The sequence below is a fragment of the Rahnella sp. 1L-D-7-B-C2 genome (assembly GCF_057290995.1).
Genome location: NZ_JBXAVQ010000003.1, coordinates 225882 through 240133, shown reverse-complemented (window position 1 = coordinate 240133; position 14252 = coordinate 225882). Strand labels below are relative to the sequence as shown.

The following is a 14252-nucleotide window of genomic DNA, read 5'->3' as shown; positions in this document are numbered from 1 at the left end:
TAGCCGGCTGCACACCGGCTTACAGATTTGAAAGTTTTTCGATTGCCTTGTCGAACGTGTCCACCGCAACATCGAGATCAGCAAAACGGACATTGGCTTTAATGGCGCGGACTTCCTCCGGTGACTTGGCCGCTTTAATCTGTGCCATCAAATCCAGAATGAAGCCTGGCGCTGAGTCAGGTGTTATGGCTGGCGCTTCCGCCCGGCGTAAAGCCAGCAGCTCTCTGGCCATGATGCGATCCTGCCTCTGCGTAAACATGTCCCCAGCGATAATGCATTCCAGTTCTTCTGCCGTAAATTTGTAGTCGTCAGGTGGAAAATTAACTTCAGCCCACAAAGTTTTTTTCATGTTTTCCTCTCAAATTTAATTTTGTAATAGGCCTGTTCAAAACCCCTCCAGTATTTCCAGTATTGGAACCTCTGCTGAAGCCAGTGCGGGGCCATATCACTCACCATCCTTCACGATGCCGCCTGCGGCCTCGATTGCAGCTGTGACATCCTTGCGACTAAACCATTCAGTTTCAGGGGCGCTCATTCCTGCAATGATGTCACGCTTAAAGCCTTTGCCTAACAACACGACCGGATTTTGCGGGGCGGCGAATAGCTCCTGACCGAGAACCAGCGCCCCCTCATAAAGTTCACGAACGGCTTTGCGACGGGGAATGTCACCTCGAATTTCAGCAACTGTAAGGTTGTCATTGGGTTCGACGACTGCCACCGGCACCTGCTCGCCTTTAAGCGCTGCGATTTCTGCCGCCAGACCGCGCGCGACCTGTTCATAGTTTCTGGACTTTTGCTCTGCTGCGTCACGCTCAGCAATCACATTTCCCCAGCCGTCGTTAGCATTATCAGCCCGTTGGCGTTCTGCTTCGAATGCGTTCAGAACCAGTAAAATGTTTTGAGCCTTGAACGTGGTATCTGATTGGTCATACAGGTGAATGATTTCTTCACCATTTGTGTTTTCACCCTGGCATTCGACAATACGATCAGCCAGGTCTCGCATATCTCGCATCAGTGCTGCAATATCAGTTTTGTCAGTCATGGCTGTTCCCCTGCTGGCGCTACACGTTCGAATTCGATCACCCAGACCCACGGGTTAGACCCCCAACTGCCCTCACCGTAAATCGATTCCCACAACCAGGAATAAACTTCTTTAGCGCTGTGGCTTGCACCACCGAAATGCTGGTCACCGGGATTGATGCAGTAGCGGCCAGAAGCCGGAAGCTGACAAATACCCTCGCGGACAGCATCACCTGAGCTGATATCCTGAAGACGCTGAATGCCGACATTCGATATTTTCAACTGAATACGACTGGCCCAGCGCGGCATGTGGATGGAGGGACGCCAGCGGCCTTCGGTGCCATTAATCAGGTCTGGATACCAGGTTGCAAACCTGTATTTTTCGAGGTTTGGATCGGCCTCTTCGCCATCTTCTTCACCAAGGTCTCGGACTTCACCATCTGCCCGGTAGGCGACAGAGGGGCAACCTGAATTATTCACATCAGACCAAGTCTCACGTACCCAAAGCTGATCGCCGGGCTTCCCCAGCGGGCAGTTGCGATAATCACCAGCGGCAACTTCTCCAGCCAGTTCATTTCCCGCGAGCTCACAACCCATGTCTTTATCGATAAGCGGGAGTTTAATAACACGTCGCGTCTGCGTCTTGCGACCGCTGAGAATGGCCTTAACCATCTCAGCGTTGAATAAAATAGGGCGCTCTTTCATATCTGCATTCCCAAATAAGTGATTGCCATAACCACGCCGAGAGCCAGAAAAAAGGCGATATCAGTTTTCATGAAATACCCCTCTGCTGATTTCGGCGTAATCGAATCCCTTGCCAGTGATGGCAATTTAATTTCAGTAATAACGATTCACTAAATGCCCCAGCGGGTCAGGGCATTTAAGGCCGCGCTATCAGGCTTTGAATTCACCGATGAAGGTTTCAACTTCTACGTGGGTGAAGTTGGTTTCGAGCAGTTCGCGGAACTCGGTCGCCATATGCTCTTCTTCGGTTTCCAGCTGGACAATGCGCAGAACCAGCACCGGAGCATTGCCGCCGGTCAAGACGCTGTAACGAAGGCGGAAGCGGCGATCATCCAGACCTTCATACGGCACGCACTTAAATTCAAAAGCCGCTGGCATGACTTCTTTGCTTTTCGCTTCCACGCTTTCCATTACTGACCGTTTGGCACCGAAATCACTGTCTTCATGATCCGCCGAGCTGGATGCTTCGATGGTGATCTTACGAACGCCGCCGATCGCTTTCTTGATGTCCAGCACTTCGCCGTCAGCGGTGAAAGCAATCAGGAATTCAGACCAGTCTTCCAGCCACTCGGCCAGATCTTTCTGTGAGTTTTTGGCACCGTTGATATTGAGCAAAGCTTGGAATGGGGCAGTGCGTTTCAGCTTCAGTACAGCGGTGTTATCTGCGTGCCCTGGCATATCCAGTGTGCCGAGGTTGAATACTGTCACCGCTGCCATGTTGTCGGCGTTGATAAAGCTGCGGACGCCAGCACCTGCATACTGTTTACAGTAGCGACAGAAGTCTTGAATGCTGGCGGTTTCCATTTTCCCGCGGAAACGGAAGCGGCCATCCTGCAGGCTTTCGAGAGAATGAATGCGGACTGACTCTGGCAGAGCTACAGCTGGGCAATCAGCAGAGGAAAGACGCTCTTCCAGCAGCGTCGAAAAAGACATGTCGCGGACTTCTTTGATTGCTGATGCGTCTAAAACTTGAGACATAACTATTTCCTTTTTCAGAAGGTTTAATGCGATGGTTATCGCGCGTCGCGGAGTTTGCCGTCAGCAGCACCCGCCATTGTGAACAGTTGGCCTTGGTCTTCCTGCATGATGGACAACTTGCCGCCTTTGCCGACGTACATCGGGGTTTCGGTGGTGTCTTCTTCCGACGTTTTCCCGCGCGGCGTTGGTGCTGAGAACTTCAGTTTGTGAGCCAGCATTACGCGTTTTTCTTCCATCGAATTACTGATGCGGGAAACATCAATCTCGATGGTTACTTTGCCTTTACCGCCGTTGTTAAGAACGCCCAGAGCTGCGGCATTCAGCGCGGCGGCGATTTTGTTTTCGAAAATACCGGCGTCCAGTTCGGAGAGAAACTCCGGGACGTTGGTCATACGACTTTCAGCCATTTTCATGCCCTCGTTATCGCGGCGCACACCGCGGGAAATTACTCACACACATAGAAAAGGGCCACCGGTTGCGCACTGGGTGTGCTGGTGGGGCCAGCGAACCCTTGTCTATGTCTGCGAAAAAATTGGCGGTGGTCATGATCAGAACATTATCTTCGCTCCCCCTTGGGTAGGTTGAAGAGTCATGCCACCGCCTAAATAAAACTACACACAGCAATTACCACTTTTCCAGAGTGATTAGGCGTGTGGCGGCTGGAGTCGAACCAGCAATCGGGTAGGGAACCCGACCATCACCAGGATGCTTAGTGCCACAACGTAGAGAGCACTGATTGAGTGTGCAGCATCAAACGATTGGATTGGGTTATGGGCCCGTCAGTCGCCAGTGCTCTCTACGTTGTGTGCTGGTCTTTCCCAGCTGTCATTACGTGTAAGTCATCACGCAAACTTACCAACTCTCTCGTTGGCGTAGCCGGTCTTTCCCGGCGTCAGCGGTCTACTTCCCACAGTCACTGCCATTGTTTGGCCAGACATCCGCCCCGGGATTTTTAAGCCATCGGCGGGCTATTGCGATGGTAGGAGCTGATCCCTACATTTGCCGGGGAGGTTGTTCGCCTTGGTCCCCACCGTTCCATACCCTGGCAAAGGGCGGCACTCGGTTTCGCGCATCAGCCTGCGCATTCACCACAACGTTAAGAGCACTGATTCTGTGGTTCAGAAGGTTGATTGTTAGTGAGACGCTCAACAACCAGTGCTCTTAACGTTGTGCTGCCCTGACGTATAAAAATATACTTACAAGTAAATGATAAGTAAATACCCCAAAGTAAATTTCACTAATTGAAATTTTAATTATTTGAATTTATTGATTATTTATTTAATGGAATGTGGGATGTAGGAGTATTTAATTTAAAAGAGATGATTTAGAGGTATACCAAGAGAATAGGAATGGAATAAGGTACGCGGCGGGGCTGAATAGGCGTGGTTAATCTAATCTAAGTGCATGAATAATAAGGCCGGTTATAAGGATGGCTAAAGCAAGTGCTGCAAGTCTTCTCCAAGAGATTTGAGTACCATCCCCCTCATCTTGCAATGTAGGGGCTGACAGAACCTCACTACCGCAATGCTTGCATTTGATAGCTTGCCGTCTTATTGGCTCAGCGCAAAATGGGCAAGAACGACTATCAGACGAATTTATATACGTGGCGCTATCTGAAGGGATCACCAAAACGTGAATGATCGCCACGATAAATAGCAGGGCACCATAGAGCCACCAAGCACCAAAGGATCTACCCTTACTTTGTGCAATAAATGCAGGTATTAATCCAAGAATTGCTGCAATGAAGAGTAGGCTCATTAGCTTAATCGCCTTATTTTTATAATAAAATCAGATAGTAAGATTAAGGTAGCTTTGCAATTTTGGCATCAACTACAACACCAATGATTTTGCAATTGCCGTTAATCTCAGTCATTGGCCAGTGAGGATTGAGTGCTTTCAAAAACTTTCTGCCCGCATCGACAACATATTTTTTAAATGTTGCTTCATTGTCCGATTCAAGTTTTGCAACAACCAACTTCCCATTAGTCGCTTCAACTTCCGGATCAACTAAAATTACCATGCCTTCAGGTATGCTTAGCCCTGCCGGTGCTGTCATTGAGTCACCTTTGACATCAAGCCAAAAGGAGTTTTCGGAGCAATCTACAGTTGTCTCGAGCCACCGGTCGATGCTTTTCCTATGATAGGGCTCAACAGCTTCCGACCACGCACCGGCACTCACCCAGCTTATTACAGGATAGCAACCCGCTGTTTCATTAAAGCCTGCAAATGATACGTTGTTGTTTTCTTGCGTAATTCCATCCATCCAGCCCCGACTTAGTTTTAATGCATCCTCTATTTGTCGTACAGCCTTTTCTCCGATATTCCTCTTACCCGCTTTACCTTCAGGGTAGAGCATCCGAGAAATTACGGTCACATCAATACCAGTAGCCTCAGAAAAGGCTCTCTGCGTTTCAAATCGCTCTACCAACTCCTTCAACTTCAGTCGGCGGCACTCAAATACCTGGGAATTTTTGTCTTCTTTCATACCTGCATCTTACTAAAAATTACTCGTAGGTAAATGACCTGTGAGTATTGATTAAAGTTTACTTGTAAGTATACTTTGAGGTACTAACTCAGGAGGAAACATGGACACACTAAGAATTTATCTCAACGCCCTGAGCATCGGTGAACAGCGTGACTTTGCTGCTAAATGCAGCACATCCGTTGAATACCTTCGCAAGGCAATCAGCAAGAAACAAAAATTAGGGCCCGCTTTATCAGTATTGATCGAGACAAATTCTGACGGGGTTGTGAGTCGTAAGGTTCTGCATCCTGATGACTGGCAGGGAATTTGGCCCGAATTGAATTCTATAGCCCCTGCGGCTTAATCGTAACCACAGAGAGAGGCAACGCATTGTGGACAACAAAAACTTTCCTACTCCAGAAGATATAACAGCAGCAATACACAAACTGGTCACCTCATTCCCAGGTGGCTATGGCGCCATGGCAAAGCAGCTGGCGCACGACGGTACCCATAACGCGCTCAGTAACCGAGTTCGTCAGGTTGGCGGCCAGATGGTTCCACTAGGGATGGCTATCGATATGGAATCTATTTCTGGGCGATCAGACATCACCGAAACAATGTGCAGGCGTAACGGAGGAACTTTCGTGAAATTCCCGGATGTTGCAGAGATGGGAAATGAAGAACTGCTCATTAAATTTAACGAGCTGCTTGCGGCGCTCGGTCAGTTTGCCCAAGCCCACAACGAATTTACCGCTGATGGTGTGCTGGATCGCGATGAAAGCAAACGCATGTATATCAAGGGTTATCGGATTCAGAGTTTAGTCGCGGAAATTATGGTCGTGACAGAGATGTTGTTTGGAGAGGGTGACGCCCGAAGTGTGCAGCCTCGGGCGTCGGGTGCGCAATTAAACAGTGTGGAGTAATCAACGCATGAACAGTGTAAACCGCGTTCGACCAACAGTGCAATTCCAATGTGTCTCACTGTGCCCGTTCGTGTATGTCCGAATAGTACGGGAGCCAGGTAAGCCCATCAACCACAAGGTTGAGACTAATGATGTGGTTGCTACCGATTGGAACGCTTTCACAGCTGCTGGTATCGCCGCTCGTCAGGCCACCGCCGAAAGCAAAGCTATTGCCGGAGGTTCCGATGGAAAACGAACAGATAGTTCCATTTGAGATGGATTGTCGGGATAAGCGTGGGCGTTTGGTTCATGTGGTCGGAGTTGATCAGGCAAATCACAGAGTGCTGTACCGTCGCCCTGATTATCAGTTTGGCCTGTGCTTCTGCCCGCGTCGTGATTTTGGAACAAAATTTAAGAAGGTGTCGGAATGAGCCGGATCTTTGATGTAGTCCAGTCTCTATCTGGTCAAAAAAACGTGGTTGTCATCCCGCGGCCTTACCTACGTTTTTTCAAAGGCGAACAGCAATGCCATGCACTTGCTGCAGTGTTAAATCAGCTGGTCTTTTGGTCTGGGTGCTCAACGCTTGAAAAAGGCTGGTTCTACAAAAGCCATAAAGAATTGGGCGAAGAAATTGGTGAGCTGAGTGAAGACCAGACCGCCCGATTGGTCGACAAACTGATTAAAAAGCACCTCTCAGATGTTATTGAAACAACTTTGCGAAAGGTAAACGGGACACCTCAAAAACATTACCGTATCAGCGAAGAACTTCTGATAAAACGTATTTTCCCTGAGTTTTCTGATTCCGCGAAGTCACGGAATGGGAATCGCGAAGTCACGGAATCCATTCCGCAGAATCGCGATATTCATTCCGCAGATGTGAAGATTGGAAACCGCGAAGTCACGGAATCTTTTCTTTATACAGATCATAACAAACAGATCAGTAAACCTACTTGTCAGCCTGCTACGCAGTCAGACGACAGCTCTGATGAGAGTTTTTTAGCTGTTCACCCAGAAGCTGTTGTGTTCAATGCCAAAAAACGCAAGTGGGGCAGTGCCGACGACCTGACCGCTGCCGAATGGATTTGGAAGAAAATTTCCCACATGTACGAGCAGGCTGCTGAATGCGACGGCGAGATTTCCCGCCCGAAAGAACCGGACATGACCCTGTGGGCAAACGAAGTCCGCCTGATGTGTACTGCCGATGGCCGGACCCACAAACAAATCTGCGAACTGTTTGGCCGGGCTAACCGCGACACATTCTGGTGCAAGAACATCCTGAGCCCGTCGAAACTCCGCGAGAAGTGGGACGATCTGACAATCAAACTTAGCGCTACCGTCCCGTCTGACACCTCTGCTGGCGGACACTGGAACAGCGCAGAAGCATGGGAGAACACCCTGTGAATAAAATGATGATGGCAATTCAGAACCGTGACGCCGGTGCGCTGGCGCAGTTGATGCCTGATGAGAAGCCTCAGCGTGTCGTGAATGCGGATGCCGAGAAGCTGGTCGACGTGTTGTTCACGAACTTGATGCAGATTTTCCCAGCAGCCCGCCAGACTGCGCTCAGCACCCCGGCTGATATAGCAGCGGCGAAACGCCAGTGGATCCTGGCATTTGCAGAAAGCGGCGTGACTACGCTGGATCAGGTGAAGGCCGGTATGCGCATCGCCCGCCAGCAGGAAACGGACTTTTGGCCGAGCTGCGGCAAGTTTGTTGGCTGGTGCAAGTCTGGCGCCGCAGAGAGTGCTGGCCTGCCAGCTGTCGATGACGTAATGGAAGAATTCAACAGTTACTGCGCGCGCCGCGGCGACTACACCACACCAGCTGATTACCCATGGTCAGCGCCCGTTATGTACTGGATCGTGACCGATGTTCGCCGTCTTATGCTGCAGAACAATTACACCGAGGGTGAGGTTCGCAAATCCGTTCAAAGCCAACTTGTCCGCTGGGCAAAACGTTTGGCGAAAGGTGAGCAGATCCCGGCACCAGTTGTGATGCTTTCCGCACCTAAAGCACCAGCTGGCCCGACACCAGCGCAACTGATGTATGCCGAATACCAACGAAAAAAACAGGCGGGCTGGTTATGAAATCATACCCAGAGTTAGTTCTCGAAGAGCTACAACGCGATAACACCCCGCGTACATCGGCACAGATTGAAGCCCAGATCACCGCCAGAACAGGCGTTACGCCGCACAAGACAGCAGTGCACGGCGCAATCATCGCACTGAGAAAGCGTCCTAACGTGCATCTGATTCATACGTTGAACAATCCGCGCAAGTACAGCCTGGTAGTTCCATCAGCAACAGTGAAAACCCCGGCTGAAATCAATGCTGAGTTTGAACGTAATTTGTGGGCAGTACGTCAGGGAAGGGGACAGGTATGAAATCTGAATTTGCGAGCACTACACCGATCGAGCACAAAGACCGCTGGCAGACGCCGGTTGAAGTATTCACCGCGCTTGATCTGGAGTTTGGTTTTTATCTGGACGCCGCCGCCGACCACCAGAACGCGCTTTGCGCCCGGTACCTGACTGAAGGCGATGATGCGCTGGCAGCTGAGTGGGAAAGTTACGGCGCAATATGGTGTAACCCGCCATACAGCGCGATCACCCCGTGGGTGGAGAAGGCCGCCGAGCAATGCCGCGCCCAGCACCAGCCGGTGGTAATGCTGTTGCCCGCCGATACCTCAACAGGTTGGTTCTCGCTGGCGCTGTCCACTGCCGACGAGATCCGCTTTATCACAGATGGGCGCCTGTCCTTCATCAATGCCGGTACCGGCAAGCCAGGGAAAAACGGCAACAGCAAGGGCAGCATGCTCGTTATCTGGCGCCCATTCATCAAACCGCGCGGCCAGTTCACCACTGTTTCGCGTGAAGCGCTGATAACTGCTGGCGCTGAATATTTGCAGGAGGTGGCAGCGTGACTAAGAACCAAAAAATCAGACTCCAGTTTGTTGATGCAATGTTCACAGTGCATGGGCACGTCAGCAGAGCTCAAATTATAGATGTTTTTGGTGTGGCCATGGCCTGCGCGTCAAAAGACCTCAGTGCTTATAACAAACTTAACTCTCAGGTTTATTTCAGTCATCAGCATCTCAGTTATCTTTGCCGGAAATATTTTATTCCGGTTGAAGGGCTTCTGGATTTGCCTGCCGTCAAATTCCTTGAAAGCCTCAGCATTGTGTTTTCCGTGTCCAATCTGGCGCTTAAAGAAAACGTAATGCCAATACCTCGGGACATCAGCCATGAATGAACTCCAGAAAATCTGGCTTGATGCCTATCGCAGCTATCTCAAGGCTGCATCACCTACTGGCGAACTTTGCCCGTCGGATCACGATAGTGCGCTTGATCATGCCGATGCTGTGCTGAATAGCCTGCTCAAAGCAGGGGAGGTGAATTGTGATTGATGAACCGAAAGACGACAGTGAAAACGTTCTGGCTTTCACCAAGCGCTTTGAGTCAAACGCCGACATCAAAGAAATGCTCAACCTCGTCAAAGCGGATAAGCCAGAGCATGCGCCTTATCGTTGCGGCCATGTAAATGTTTTAGTTGATGAGCACCTCCGTCAGCTCACATGTAGGCGCTGCGGTGCCGTCGTGGATGCATTCGACTGGATTAATGCACGCGCCGAAGGCGAGCAGAAGATCGACTGGGAACTCAAATCCCTGCGGCGGGAAGTCGTTGATCATCGTGATGGTCTTGAAAAGCTGAAACGAGAAGAGCTGAACACCCGAAACCGTATTAAAAACGCCGAAGGAAAACTGGCAAAAATCAGCATGGAAATCGCCAACAGGAGTATAGCCGCCGGTATTCCAGTCGCCGCCGTCACCCGTGACACCTACACAGACGCGGAGAATTCATGATGCAACTGATCCTGCCATTCCCGCCAAGTGTTAACGGTTATTGGCGCGCCACCAGCAAAGGCATGCTGATCAGCGCCCGCGGGCGGGTCTACCGGTCAAACGCGATTGCCGCCGTGTATGAGCAGTTGAAGCGTAAGCCGCAGCCGCTAACTGCCGAGCTCGATGTGCATGTTGTGTTGTTCCCGCCGACCCGAGCACGCCGGGATCTGGATAACTTCCAAAAGGCGCTGTTTGACAGCCTGACGCACGCCGGAGTGTGGGCAGACGACAGCCAGGTGAAGAGAATGACCGTTGAATGGGGAGACTTAACGCAAGACGGAAAAGCAGAAGTAAGGATCATTGATTTCAAACCCGCCGGTGTGCAGCCGGCTTAACGTGTGGGGTAATTATGTCGAATAGTTTGCTGTCAGGAAAAGTAGTAACCATGTCGAGCCGTGAGATAGCGGCGCTGGTGCAGAGTAAGCACAGCGATGTGAAGCGCTCAGCTGAAAGGCTTGTAGTTGGTGGAATTTTAAGCGCGCCATTGGCGCACACCCCCTATTTGCATGAGCAAAACGGTCAGGAATATCAGGAATACTGGTTCAATAAACGTGATTCTCTGGTTTTGGTCGCTCAGCTGTCTCCGCAGTTTACGGCGGCGGTTATTGACCGTTGGCAGAAATTGGAAGAACAGACTCAGGTTCCGCAGTCACTACCTGAAGCGCTGCGCCTGGCTGCTGATCTTGCAGAGGAAAAACAGGTTCTTGAATCTCAGCTGGCGCTGGCGGCGCCGAAAGTGGAATTCGTTGATCAGTATGTCATTGCCAAAGGTTCGATGGGCTTTCGGTCTGTTTGCAAGCTGCTCAAGGCAAAAGAGCCAGAATTCAGGTTGTTCATGATTGATGAAAAAATCGTATACCGCCAAGACGGGCAATTTACGCCATACAGCATGCACACCGATGCTGGTCGGTTCGAAATGAAGACCGGCACAAACCCGGCCAATCAGCATGCGTTCCGTCAGGCTCGTTTTACTCCCAAGGGGATCCAGTGGATTGCCGGATTGTGGGCTGAATATCTTCGGAAGAAACAGGAGAACGCCGCGTGAGAGTATTACTAAAGACATACCCACAGAGGGATTTGGGGATCGTGCTGTTGCGGCCGCCGGGCGACATGCTGCAGCACTTTAGCGGTAAACGTCTGCTGATCACCGACGAGCCAGCAGACCTGCGCGGCGTGCCCGACGGTCTGGTACCGGTAGAGGCTCAGCCGTTATCGCGTGATCCGCGTCTCGCGCCCTTTCTTTCGTCAGAGCGCGTGATTGGTCTGGCTGGTGGCTGGGATGCGCTGAAGCTTTGGGTTAAGCGTAACCGCGGCTGTCAGTGCACCGACTTCGGCGGCCAATATCATCATCATGAGCTGGTGCAGGTGCGCCGGGCGCGCGGCATGGTGTCCCTGTGCTGGTTTCACGACAATGAATACCGCGACAAAGAATCAGCCAAATTGGACGCCGCTTCGCTGGCGAACGTCACTGAATTCGTGACAGAAGCAATCCGCGCGCGGTCTCGGCTACCAGACGGCCACCGCCTGACTTTACCGGAATTGTGCTGGTGGGCAACGAGTAAGGGGCTGGCGCAGCGGTTGCCGGAGGAAATCATTTGCGAGGCTCTGGGCGTGAAATACCGTGCGCCTGGCACCCAGCTGAAGGAATCCGACACCAACCCTTATGAGAAAGAACCGCGTGAGGCGCTGGTGAGCAACATCAAACCTGTGCTGGCGCTGGCAATCGATCCGGAGACGCCGGAGTCATTCTTACTGCGCCCGAAGCGCCGCCGGTACGAGAACACGAAATACACCCAGTGGGTAAAGCGCCAGCCATGTTGTGCCTGTGGTAACGGGTCTGATGATCCGCACCACATCACCGGCAACGGATTTGGTGGAATGGCGACAAAAGCGCATGACCTGTTCGTGATCCCGCTGTGCAGACGGTGTCACGACTCACTTCATGCGAATACCCAGGATTGGGAAACCGAACACGGTACACAGGAACACCTGTTACTGACGACATTAGACCGCGCGCTGGCGATGGGTGTTATCGCTACCGGCAAAGCAAAATAAGAGTGTGGAGAGAATAATGCGTGATATTCAACTGGTACTGGCTCGTTATGGCGTTTGGGCGAAAGATAATTCAGGCGTTGACTGGTCACCTATTGCCGCAGGATTTAAAGGTCTACTGCCCACTGAATCCAGCAAGGTCGAATCCTGTTGTGATAATGATGGCCTGATTGTAGATGCTGCGGTAGGGCGTCTCGCTGCCGTCCGTAAACCGGAAGAGGTAACGCTCATTATGCTGCATTACCGCATGGGTCTGTCCAAACGGAAAATAGCGAAGATGTACAAAGTGAGTGAAGGTTTGATCCGCCAGCAGCTGCAGGTCGCAGAAGGGTTCGTTGATGGTTGTCTGGCAATGACCGGCGCGGTGCTAGAGATGGACGCTTACACTCAGAAAATAAGGGTGGCGAAAGTCGCTTAAAATATTTCTAGTGCGCTACGCAAAAACTCTTGTAACCTGTTAAGAGTGGTCACGTAGTCACAAAGCTTAGAAAATCTCTGAACCTCGCAAACGCGGGGTTTTGGCTTCAAAATCCTTATTAGCAATTGCTATTAATAACTATTATCAATTACAGCCATGAATTAATAATGAAGATGATTCTTATTGACATGGTGATCTTGCTAAATTAGGTGTAAATTTATGCTCATCTAGAGATAATGTGAGCAAATTATGGAATCCAGAGGAAGCTTTTTAGTCAAACCGATCTGTGAACTAGGCCATGGAACATTTGGGCGAGTGCAAAAAATTGAGTTATATAGCGCCTCAGGTCACTTGAGTGGCGAGTATGCGAGAAAATTACTTTCTGTTAATCCAGCTTTGATTAATGAAATGTTTACAATTGATGACTGGAAGCGACGGTTCGAACGAGAGGTAAAGTACCAAGCCAAGTGCAGGCATGATAATATCGTTCATATATACATCCATCATTTGAATACAGAAAATCCTTGGTTTGTAATGGATTTGGCTGAAACTGACCTGCAAACAGAGATTGAGTCAGGTGCTTTATCTGATGAAGAGAAATTAGCCGCTATTAGAATGGTGCTGAGTGGTGTTAGATATCTTCACCAAAAGAATCTATTACACCGTGATCTGAAACCAGAAAACATTCTCAAATACGAGAAAGGGATTTACAAGATTTCCGATTTTGGATTAATTAAAAATATCAAGTCTGAAGCTCAATCGGCCTTCCTTTCTGACGTGCTCCAGAATAACGAAATCGGGATCGGTACTCTGAAGTATATGTCCCATGAGGCTCAGAAAGGGGTGTATTCTGAGAAATCAGACATTTTTTCTTTGGGTGTAATTATAAGTGAAATGAATCTTAATCACGTGGAAGGTATTCCAGCTTTGATTGATAAATCTGCTGCGTTTACTCCGCGCACTAGATATGATTCGGTCGCAGAAATGATAGATATTATTGACATTATAATTAGCCGGGGTGAGAAATGATTACTTTGCTGAGTTGCGGCGCCTTTTCTCTTCCTAAGTTTCCTGGACGAGATAACGAGGACGCTTTTTTGCTGCCTCGACTTGTTGAAGACGGTTATGTTTTTGCAATAGCAGATGGAGTTGGTTCATACGCGGGGGCAAAGGAAGCGGCCCAAACAGCAATCAAGCATCTTGCTGGCATTAACCAAGCGGAACTGTTGCGTCCAGAGGTTGCACTCCACCTTATAAAAGAAAACATTTCTGATTTTAGCGAATCTAACCATGAACTTCTGAAAGCTGCCACCACACTTTCTTATTGTTACTTAAACTCTGAAAATCTTAATGTGATTCATGTTGGAGATACCAGAGTATACATAAAAAAAGGCAGTAAACTTCACCTTCTTACAAAAGATCATACGCAGCATCAAGGGCTTTTAGATGAAGGGCTTTATACTAAGAAAGAGCTCGAGACTCTTCCTGGTAAAAACACTTTGACTTCAGCACTTTCTAAACCTTTGCCTGTGCGATATCAATACCTAACTATACCTACATCAGAATTAATCGATGAAAATGGCTTTATTACGCTGTTTATCATGTCTGATGGTGCTCACGAGTTTTGGGAACGTCGTCCACGATTTTCACACAACACATTGAGTAATGTTAATAATTTCTCAGCAAGTCTATTTAAGCGTATTCAAAGAGCAGGAGCTACTGATGACCATTCATTAGTTGCTGTCAGATTTCAAATATAAATGCTCAAATGA

Annotated in this window: 23 protein-coding genes; 16 read left to right on the top strand and 7 right to left on the bottom strand. The window is 49.6% G+C overall.

Annotated elements, in window-relative coordinates; translation table 11 throughout:
* Positions 1-19: 19 nt before the first annotated feature.
* From AC0Z7K_RS07405 to AC0Z7K_RS07375, 7 genes are all read right to left on the bottom strand, one after another.
* On the bottom strand, positions 20-349 hold the full coding sequence (locus tag AC0Z7K_RS07405; protein WP_485613651.1) for a hypothetical protein: 330 nt from the start codon (positions 347-349) through the stop codon (positions 20-22).
* 96 nt (positions 350-445) lie between these two features.
* Positions 446-1042, bottom strand: a complete 597-nt coding sequence (locus tag AC0Z7K_RS07400) for a hypothetical protein (RefSeq protein WP_485613650.1) — start codon at positions 1040-1042, stop codon at positions 446-448.
* Positions 1039-1725 carry a morphogenetic protein gene (locus tag AC0Z7K_RS07395; RefSeq protein WP_485613649.1) on the bottom strand — a complete coding sequence of 229 codons (687 nt, stop codon included), beginning with the start codon at positions 1723-1725 and terminating at the stop codon, positions 1039-1041. Before AC0Z7K_RS07395 ends, AC0Z7K_RS07400 begins: the two co-directional genes overlap by 4 nt.
* A 189-nt stretch (positions 1726-1914) precedes the next feature.
* Positions 1915-2742, bottom strand: coding sequence for a YfdQ family protein (locus tag AC0Z7K_RS07390; protein ID WP_414059812.1), 828 nt, complete (start codon positions 2740-2742; stop codon positions 1915-1917).
* A gap of 35 nt (positions 2743-2777) precedes the next feature.
* Positions 2778-3149, bottom strand: a complete 372-nt coding sequence (locus tag AC0Z7K_RS07385; RefSeq protein ID WP_390976248.1) for a hypothetical protein — start codon at positions 3147-3149, stop codon at positions 2778-2780.
* Between the two features lie 979 nt (positions 3150-4128).
* On the bottom strand, positions 4129-4500 hold the full coding sequence (locus tag AC0Z7K_RS07380; RefSeq protein WP_485613648.1) for a zinc ribbon domain-containing protein: 372 nt from the start codon (positions 4498-4500) through the stop codon (positions 4129-4131).
* A gap of 43 nt (positions 4501-4543) precedes the next feature.
* Positions 4544-5227 carry a LexA family protein gene (locus AC0Z7K_RS07375; protein WP_485613646.1) on the bottom strand — a complete coding sequence of 228 codons (684 nt, stop codon included), beginning with the start codon at positions 5225-5227 and terminating at the stop codon, positions 4544-4546.
* Positions 5228-5327: 100 nt separating this feature from the next.
* Between AC0Z7K_RS07375 and AC0Z7K_RS07370 the strand changes: the two genes are divergently transcribed.
* From AC0Z7K_RS07370 to AC0Z7K_RS07295, 16 genes are all read left to right on the top strand, one after another.
* Complete coding sequence (locus AC0Z7K_RS07370) at positions 5328-5570, top strand: Cro/Cl family transcriptional regulator (RefSeq protein ID WP_414059158.1); 243 nt, start codon at positions 5328-5330, stop codon at positions 5568-5570.
* A 28-nt stretch (positions 5571-5598) separates the two neighbouring features.
* On the top strand, positions 5599-6129 hold the full coding sequence (locus AC0Z7K_RS07365; RefSeq protein ID WP_485613644.1) for a YmfL family putative regulatory protein: 531 nt from the start codon (positions 5599-5601) through the stop codon (positions 6127-6129).
* 224 nt (positions 6130-6353) lie between these two features.
* Complete coding sequence (locus tag AC0Z7K_RS07360) at positions 6354-6539, top strand: DUF4222 domain-containing protein (protein ID WP_485613642.1); 186 nt, start codon at positions 6354-6356, stop codon at positions 6537-6539.
* Positions 6536-7510: a replication protein 15 gene (locus AC0Z7K_RS07355; protein ID WP_485613640.1), complete on the top strand. Its 975-nt coding sequence runs from the start codon at positions 6536-6538 to the stop codon at positions 7508-7510. Before AC0Z7K_RS07360 ends, AC0Z7K_RS07355 begins: the two co-directional genes overlap by 4 nt.
* A 5-nt stretch (positions 7511-7515) precedes the next feature.
* A complete protein-coding gene (locus tag AC0Z7K_RS07350) occupies positions 7516-8196 on the top strand; it encodes a replication protein P (protein ID WP_485613919.1) in 681 nt (226 codons plus the stop codon).
* Entirely contained in the window at positions 8193-8492 is a 300-nt protein-coding gene (locus AC0Z7K_RS07345) for a hypothetical protein (RefSeq protein WP_485613639.1), read from the top strand. The genes AC0Z7K_RS07350 and AC0Z7K_RS07345 overlap by 4 nt, the downstream gene beginning before the upstream one ends.
* Positions 8489-9031, top strand: coding sequence for a phage N-6-adenine-methyltransferase (locus AC0Z7K_RS07340; RefSeq protein WP_485613637.1), 543 nt, complete (start codon positions 8489-8491; stop codon positions 9029-9031). Before AC0Z7K_RS07345 ends, AC0Z7K_RS07340 begins: the two co-directional genes overlap by 4 nt.
* The gene (locus AC0Z7K_RS07335) at positions 9028-9360 is read left to right on the top strand and encodes a BrxR family helix-turn-helix transcriptional regulator (RefSeq protein ID WP_485613635.1); all 333 of its coding nucleotides are present in this window, start codon (positions 9028-9030) and stop codon (positions 9358-9360) included. Before AC0Z7K_RS07340 ends, AC0Z7K_RS07335 begins: the two co-directional genes overlap by 4 nt.
* Entirely contained in the window at positions 9353-9514 is a 162-nt protein-coding gene (locus AC0Z7K_RS07330) for a hypothetical protein (RefSeq protein ID WP_198670041.1), read from the top strand. The genes AC0Z7K_RS07335 and AC0Z7K_RS07330 overlap by 8 nt, the downstream gene beginning before the upstream one ends.
* Complete coding sequence (locus tag AC0Z7K_RS07325) at positions 9507-9971, top strand: hypothetical protein (RefSeq protein ID WP_414059164.1); 465 nt, start codon at positions 9507-9509, stop codon at positions 9969-9971. The genes AC0Z7K_RS07330 and AC0Z7K_RS07325 overlap by 8 nt, the downstream gene beginning before the upstream one ends.
* Positions 9971-10345, top strand: coding sequence for a RusA family crossover junction endodeoxyribonuclease (locus AC0Z7K_RS07320; RefSeq protein ID WP_485613917.1), 375 nt, complete (start codon positions 9971-9973; stop codon positions 10343-10345). The genes AC0Z7K_RS07325 and AC0Z7K_RS07320 overlap by 1 nt, the downstream gene beginning before the upstream one ends.
* A 14-nt stretch (positions 10346-10359) precedes the next feature.
* Complete coding sequence (locus AC0Z7K_RS07315; protein ID WP_485613633.1) at positions 10360-11055, top strand: phage antirepressor KilAC domain-containing protein; 696 nt, start codon at positions 10360-10362, stop codon at positions 11053-11055.
* On the top strand, positions 11052-12065 hold the full coding sequence (locus AC0Z7K_RS07310) for a DUF968 domain-containing protein (RefSeq protein WP_485613631.1): 1014 nt from the start codon (positions 11052-11054) through the stop codon (positions 12063-12065). The genes AC0Z7K_RS07315 and AC0Z7K_RS07310 overlap by 4 nt, the downstream gene beginning before the upstream one ends.
* Positions 12066-12081: 16 nt before the next feature.
* Positions 12082-12480, top strand: coding sequence for an antiterminator Q family protein (locus AC0Z7K_RS07305; protein ID WP_213052698.1), 399 nt, complete (start codon positions 12082-12084; stop codon positions 12478-12480).
* 249 nt (positions 12481-12729) lie between these two features.
* Positions 12730-13509: a protein kinase domain-containing protein gene (locus tag AC0Z7K_RS07300; RefSeq protein WP_485613629.1), complete on the top strand. Its 780-nt coding sequence runs from the start codon at positions 12730-12732 to the stop codon at positions 13507-13509.
* The gene (locus AC0Z7K_RS07295) at positions 13506-14240 is read left to right on the top strand and encodes a PP2C family protein-serine/threonine phosphatase (RefSeq protein ID WP_485613628.1); all 735 of its coding nucleotides are present in this window, start codon (positions 13506-13508) and stop codon (positions 14238-14240) included. The genes AC0Z7K_RS07300 and AC0Z7K_RS07295 overlap by 4 nt, the downstream gene beginning before the upstream one ends.
* The last annotated feature ends 12 nt before the right edge of the window (positions 14241-14252 follow it).

Coding starts and splice junctions, on each gene's coding strand:
- AC0Z7K_RS07405 (WP_485613651.1), bottom strand. CDS start 349: ATGAAAAAAACTTTGTGGGCTGAAGTTAATTTTCCACCTGACGACTAC.
- AC0Z7K_RS07400 (WP_485613650.1), bottom strand. CDS start 1,042: ATGACTGACAAAACTGATATTGCAGCACTGATGCGAGATATGCGAGAC.
- AC0Z7K_RS07395 (WP_485613649.1), bottom strand. CDS start 1,725: ATGAAAGAGCGCCCTATTTTATTCAACGCTGAGATGGTTAAGGCCATT.
- AC0Z7K_RS07390 (WP_414059812.1), bottom strand. CDS start 2,742: ATGTCTCAAGTTTTAGACGCATCAGCAATCAAAGAAGTCCGCGACATG.
- AC0Z7K_RS07385 (WP_390976248.1), bottom strand. CDS start 3,149: ATGGCTGAAAGTCGTATGACCAACGTCCCGGAGTTTCTCTCCGAACTG.
- AC0Z7K_RS07380 (WP_485613648.1), bottom strand. CDS start 4,500: ATGAGCCTACTCTTCATTGCAGCAATTCTTGGATTAATACCTGCATTT.
- AC0Z7K_RS07375 (WP_485613646.1), bottom strand. CDS start 5,227: ATGAAAGAAGACAAAAATTCCCAGGTATTTGAGTGCCGCCGACTGAAG.
- AC0Z7K_RS07370 (WP_414059158.1), top strand. CDS start 5,328: ATGGACACACTAAGAATTTATCTCAACGCCCTGAGCATCGGTGAACAG.
- AC0Z7K_RS07360 (WP_485613642.1), top strand. CDS start 6,354: ATGGAAAACGAACAGATAGTTCCATTTGAGATGGATTGTCGGGATAAG.
- AC0Z7K_RS07355 (WP_485613640.1), top strand. CDS start 6,536: ATGAGCCGGATCTTTGATGTAGTCCAGTCTCTATCTGGTCAAAAAAAC.
- AC0Z7K_RS07350 (WP_485613919.1), top strand. CDS start 7,516: ATGATGATGGCAATTCAGAACCGTGACGCCGGTGCGCTGGCGCAGTTG.
- AC0Z7K_RS07345 (WP_485613639.1), top strand. CDS start 8,193: ATGAAATCATACCCAGAGTTAGTTCTCGAAGAGCTACAACGCGATAAC.
- AC0Z7K_RS07340 (WP_485613637.1), top strand. CDS start 8,489: ATGAAATCTGAATTTGCGAGCACTACACCGATCGAGCACAAAGACCGC.
- AC0Z7K_RS07330 (WP_198670041.1), top strand. CDS start 9,353: ATGAATGAACTCCAGAAAATCTGGCTTGATGCCTATCGCAGCTATCTC.
- AC0Z7K_RS07320 (WP_485613917.1), top strand. CDS start 9,971: ATGCAACTGATCCTGCCATTCCCGCCAAGTGTTAACGGTTATTGGCGC.
- AC0Z7K_RS07315 (WP_485613633.1), top strand. CDS start 10,360: ATGTCGAATAGTTTGCTGTCAGGAAAAGTAGTAACCATGTCGAGCCGT.
- AC0Z7K_RS07305 (WP_213052698.1), top strand. CDS start 12,082: ATGCGTGATATTCAACTGGTACTGGCTCGTTATGGCGTTTGGGCGAAA.
- AC0Z7K_RS07300 (WP_485613629.1), top strand. CDS start 12,730: ATGGAATCCAGAGGAAGCTTTTTAGTCAAACCGATCTGTGAACTAGGC.
- AC0Z7K_RS07295 (WP_485613628.1), top strand. CDS start 13,506: ATGATTACTTTGCTGAGTTGCGGCGCCTTTTCTCTTCCTAAGTTTCCT.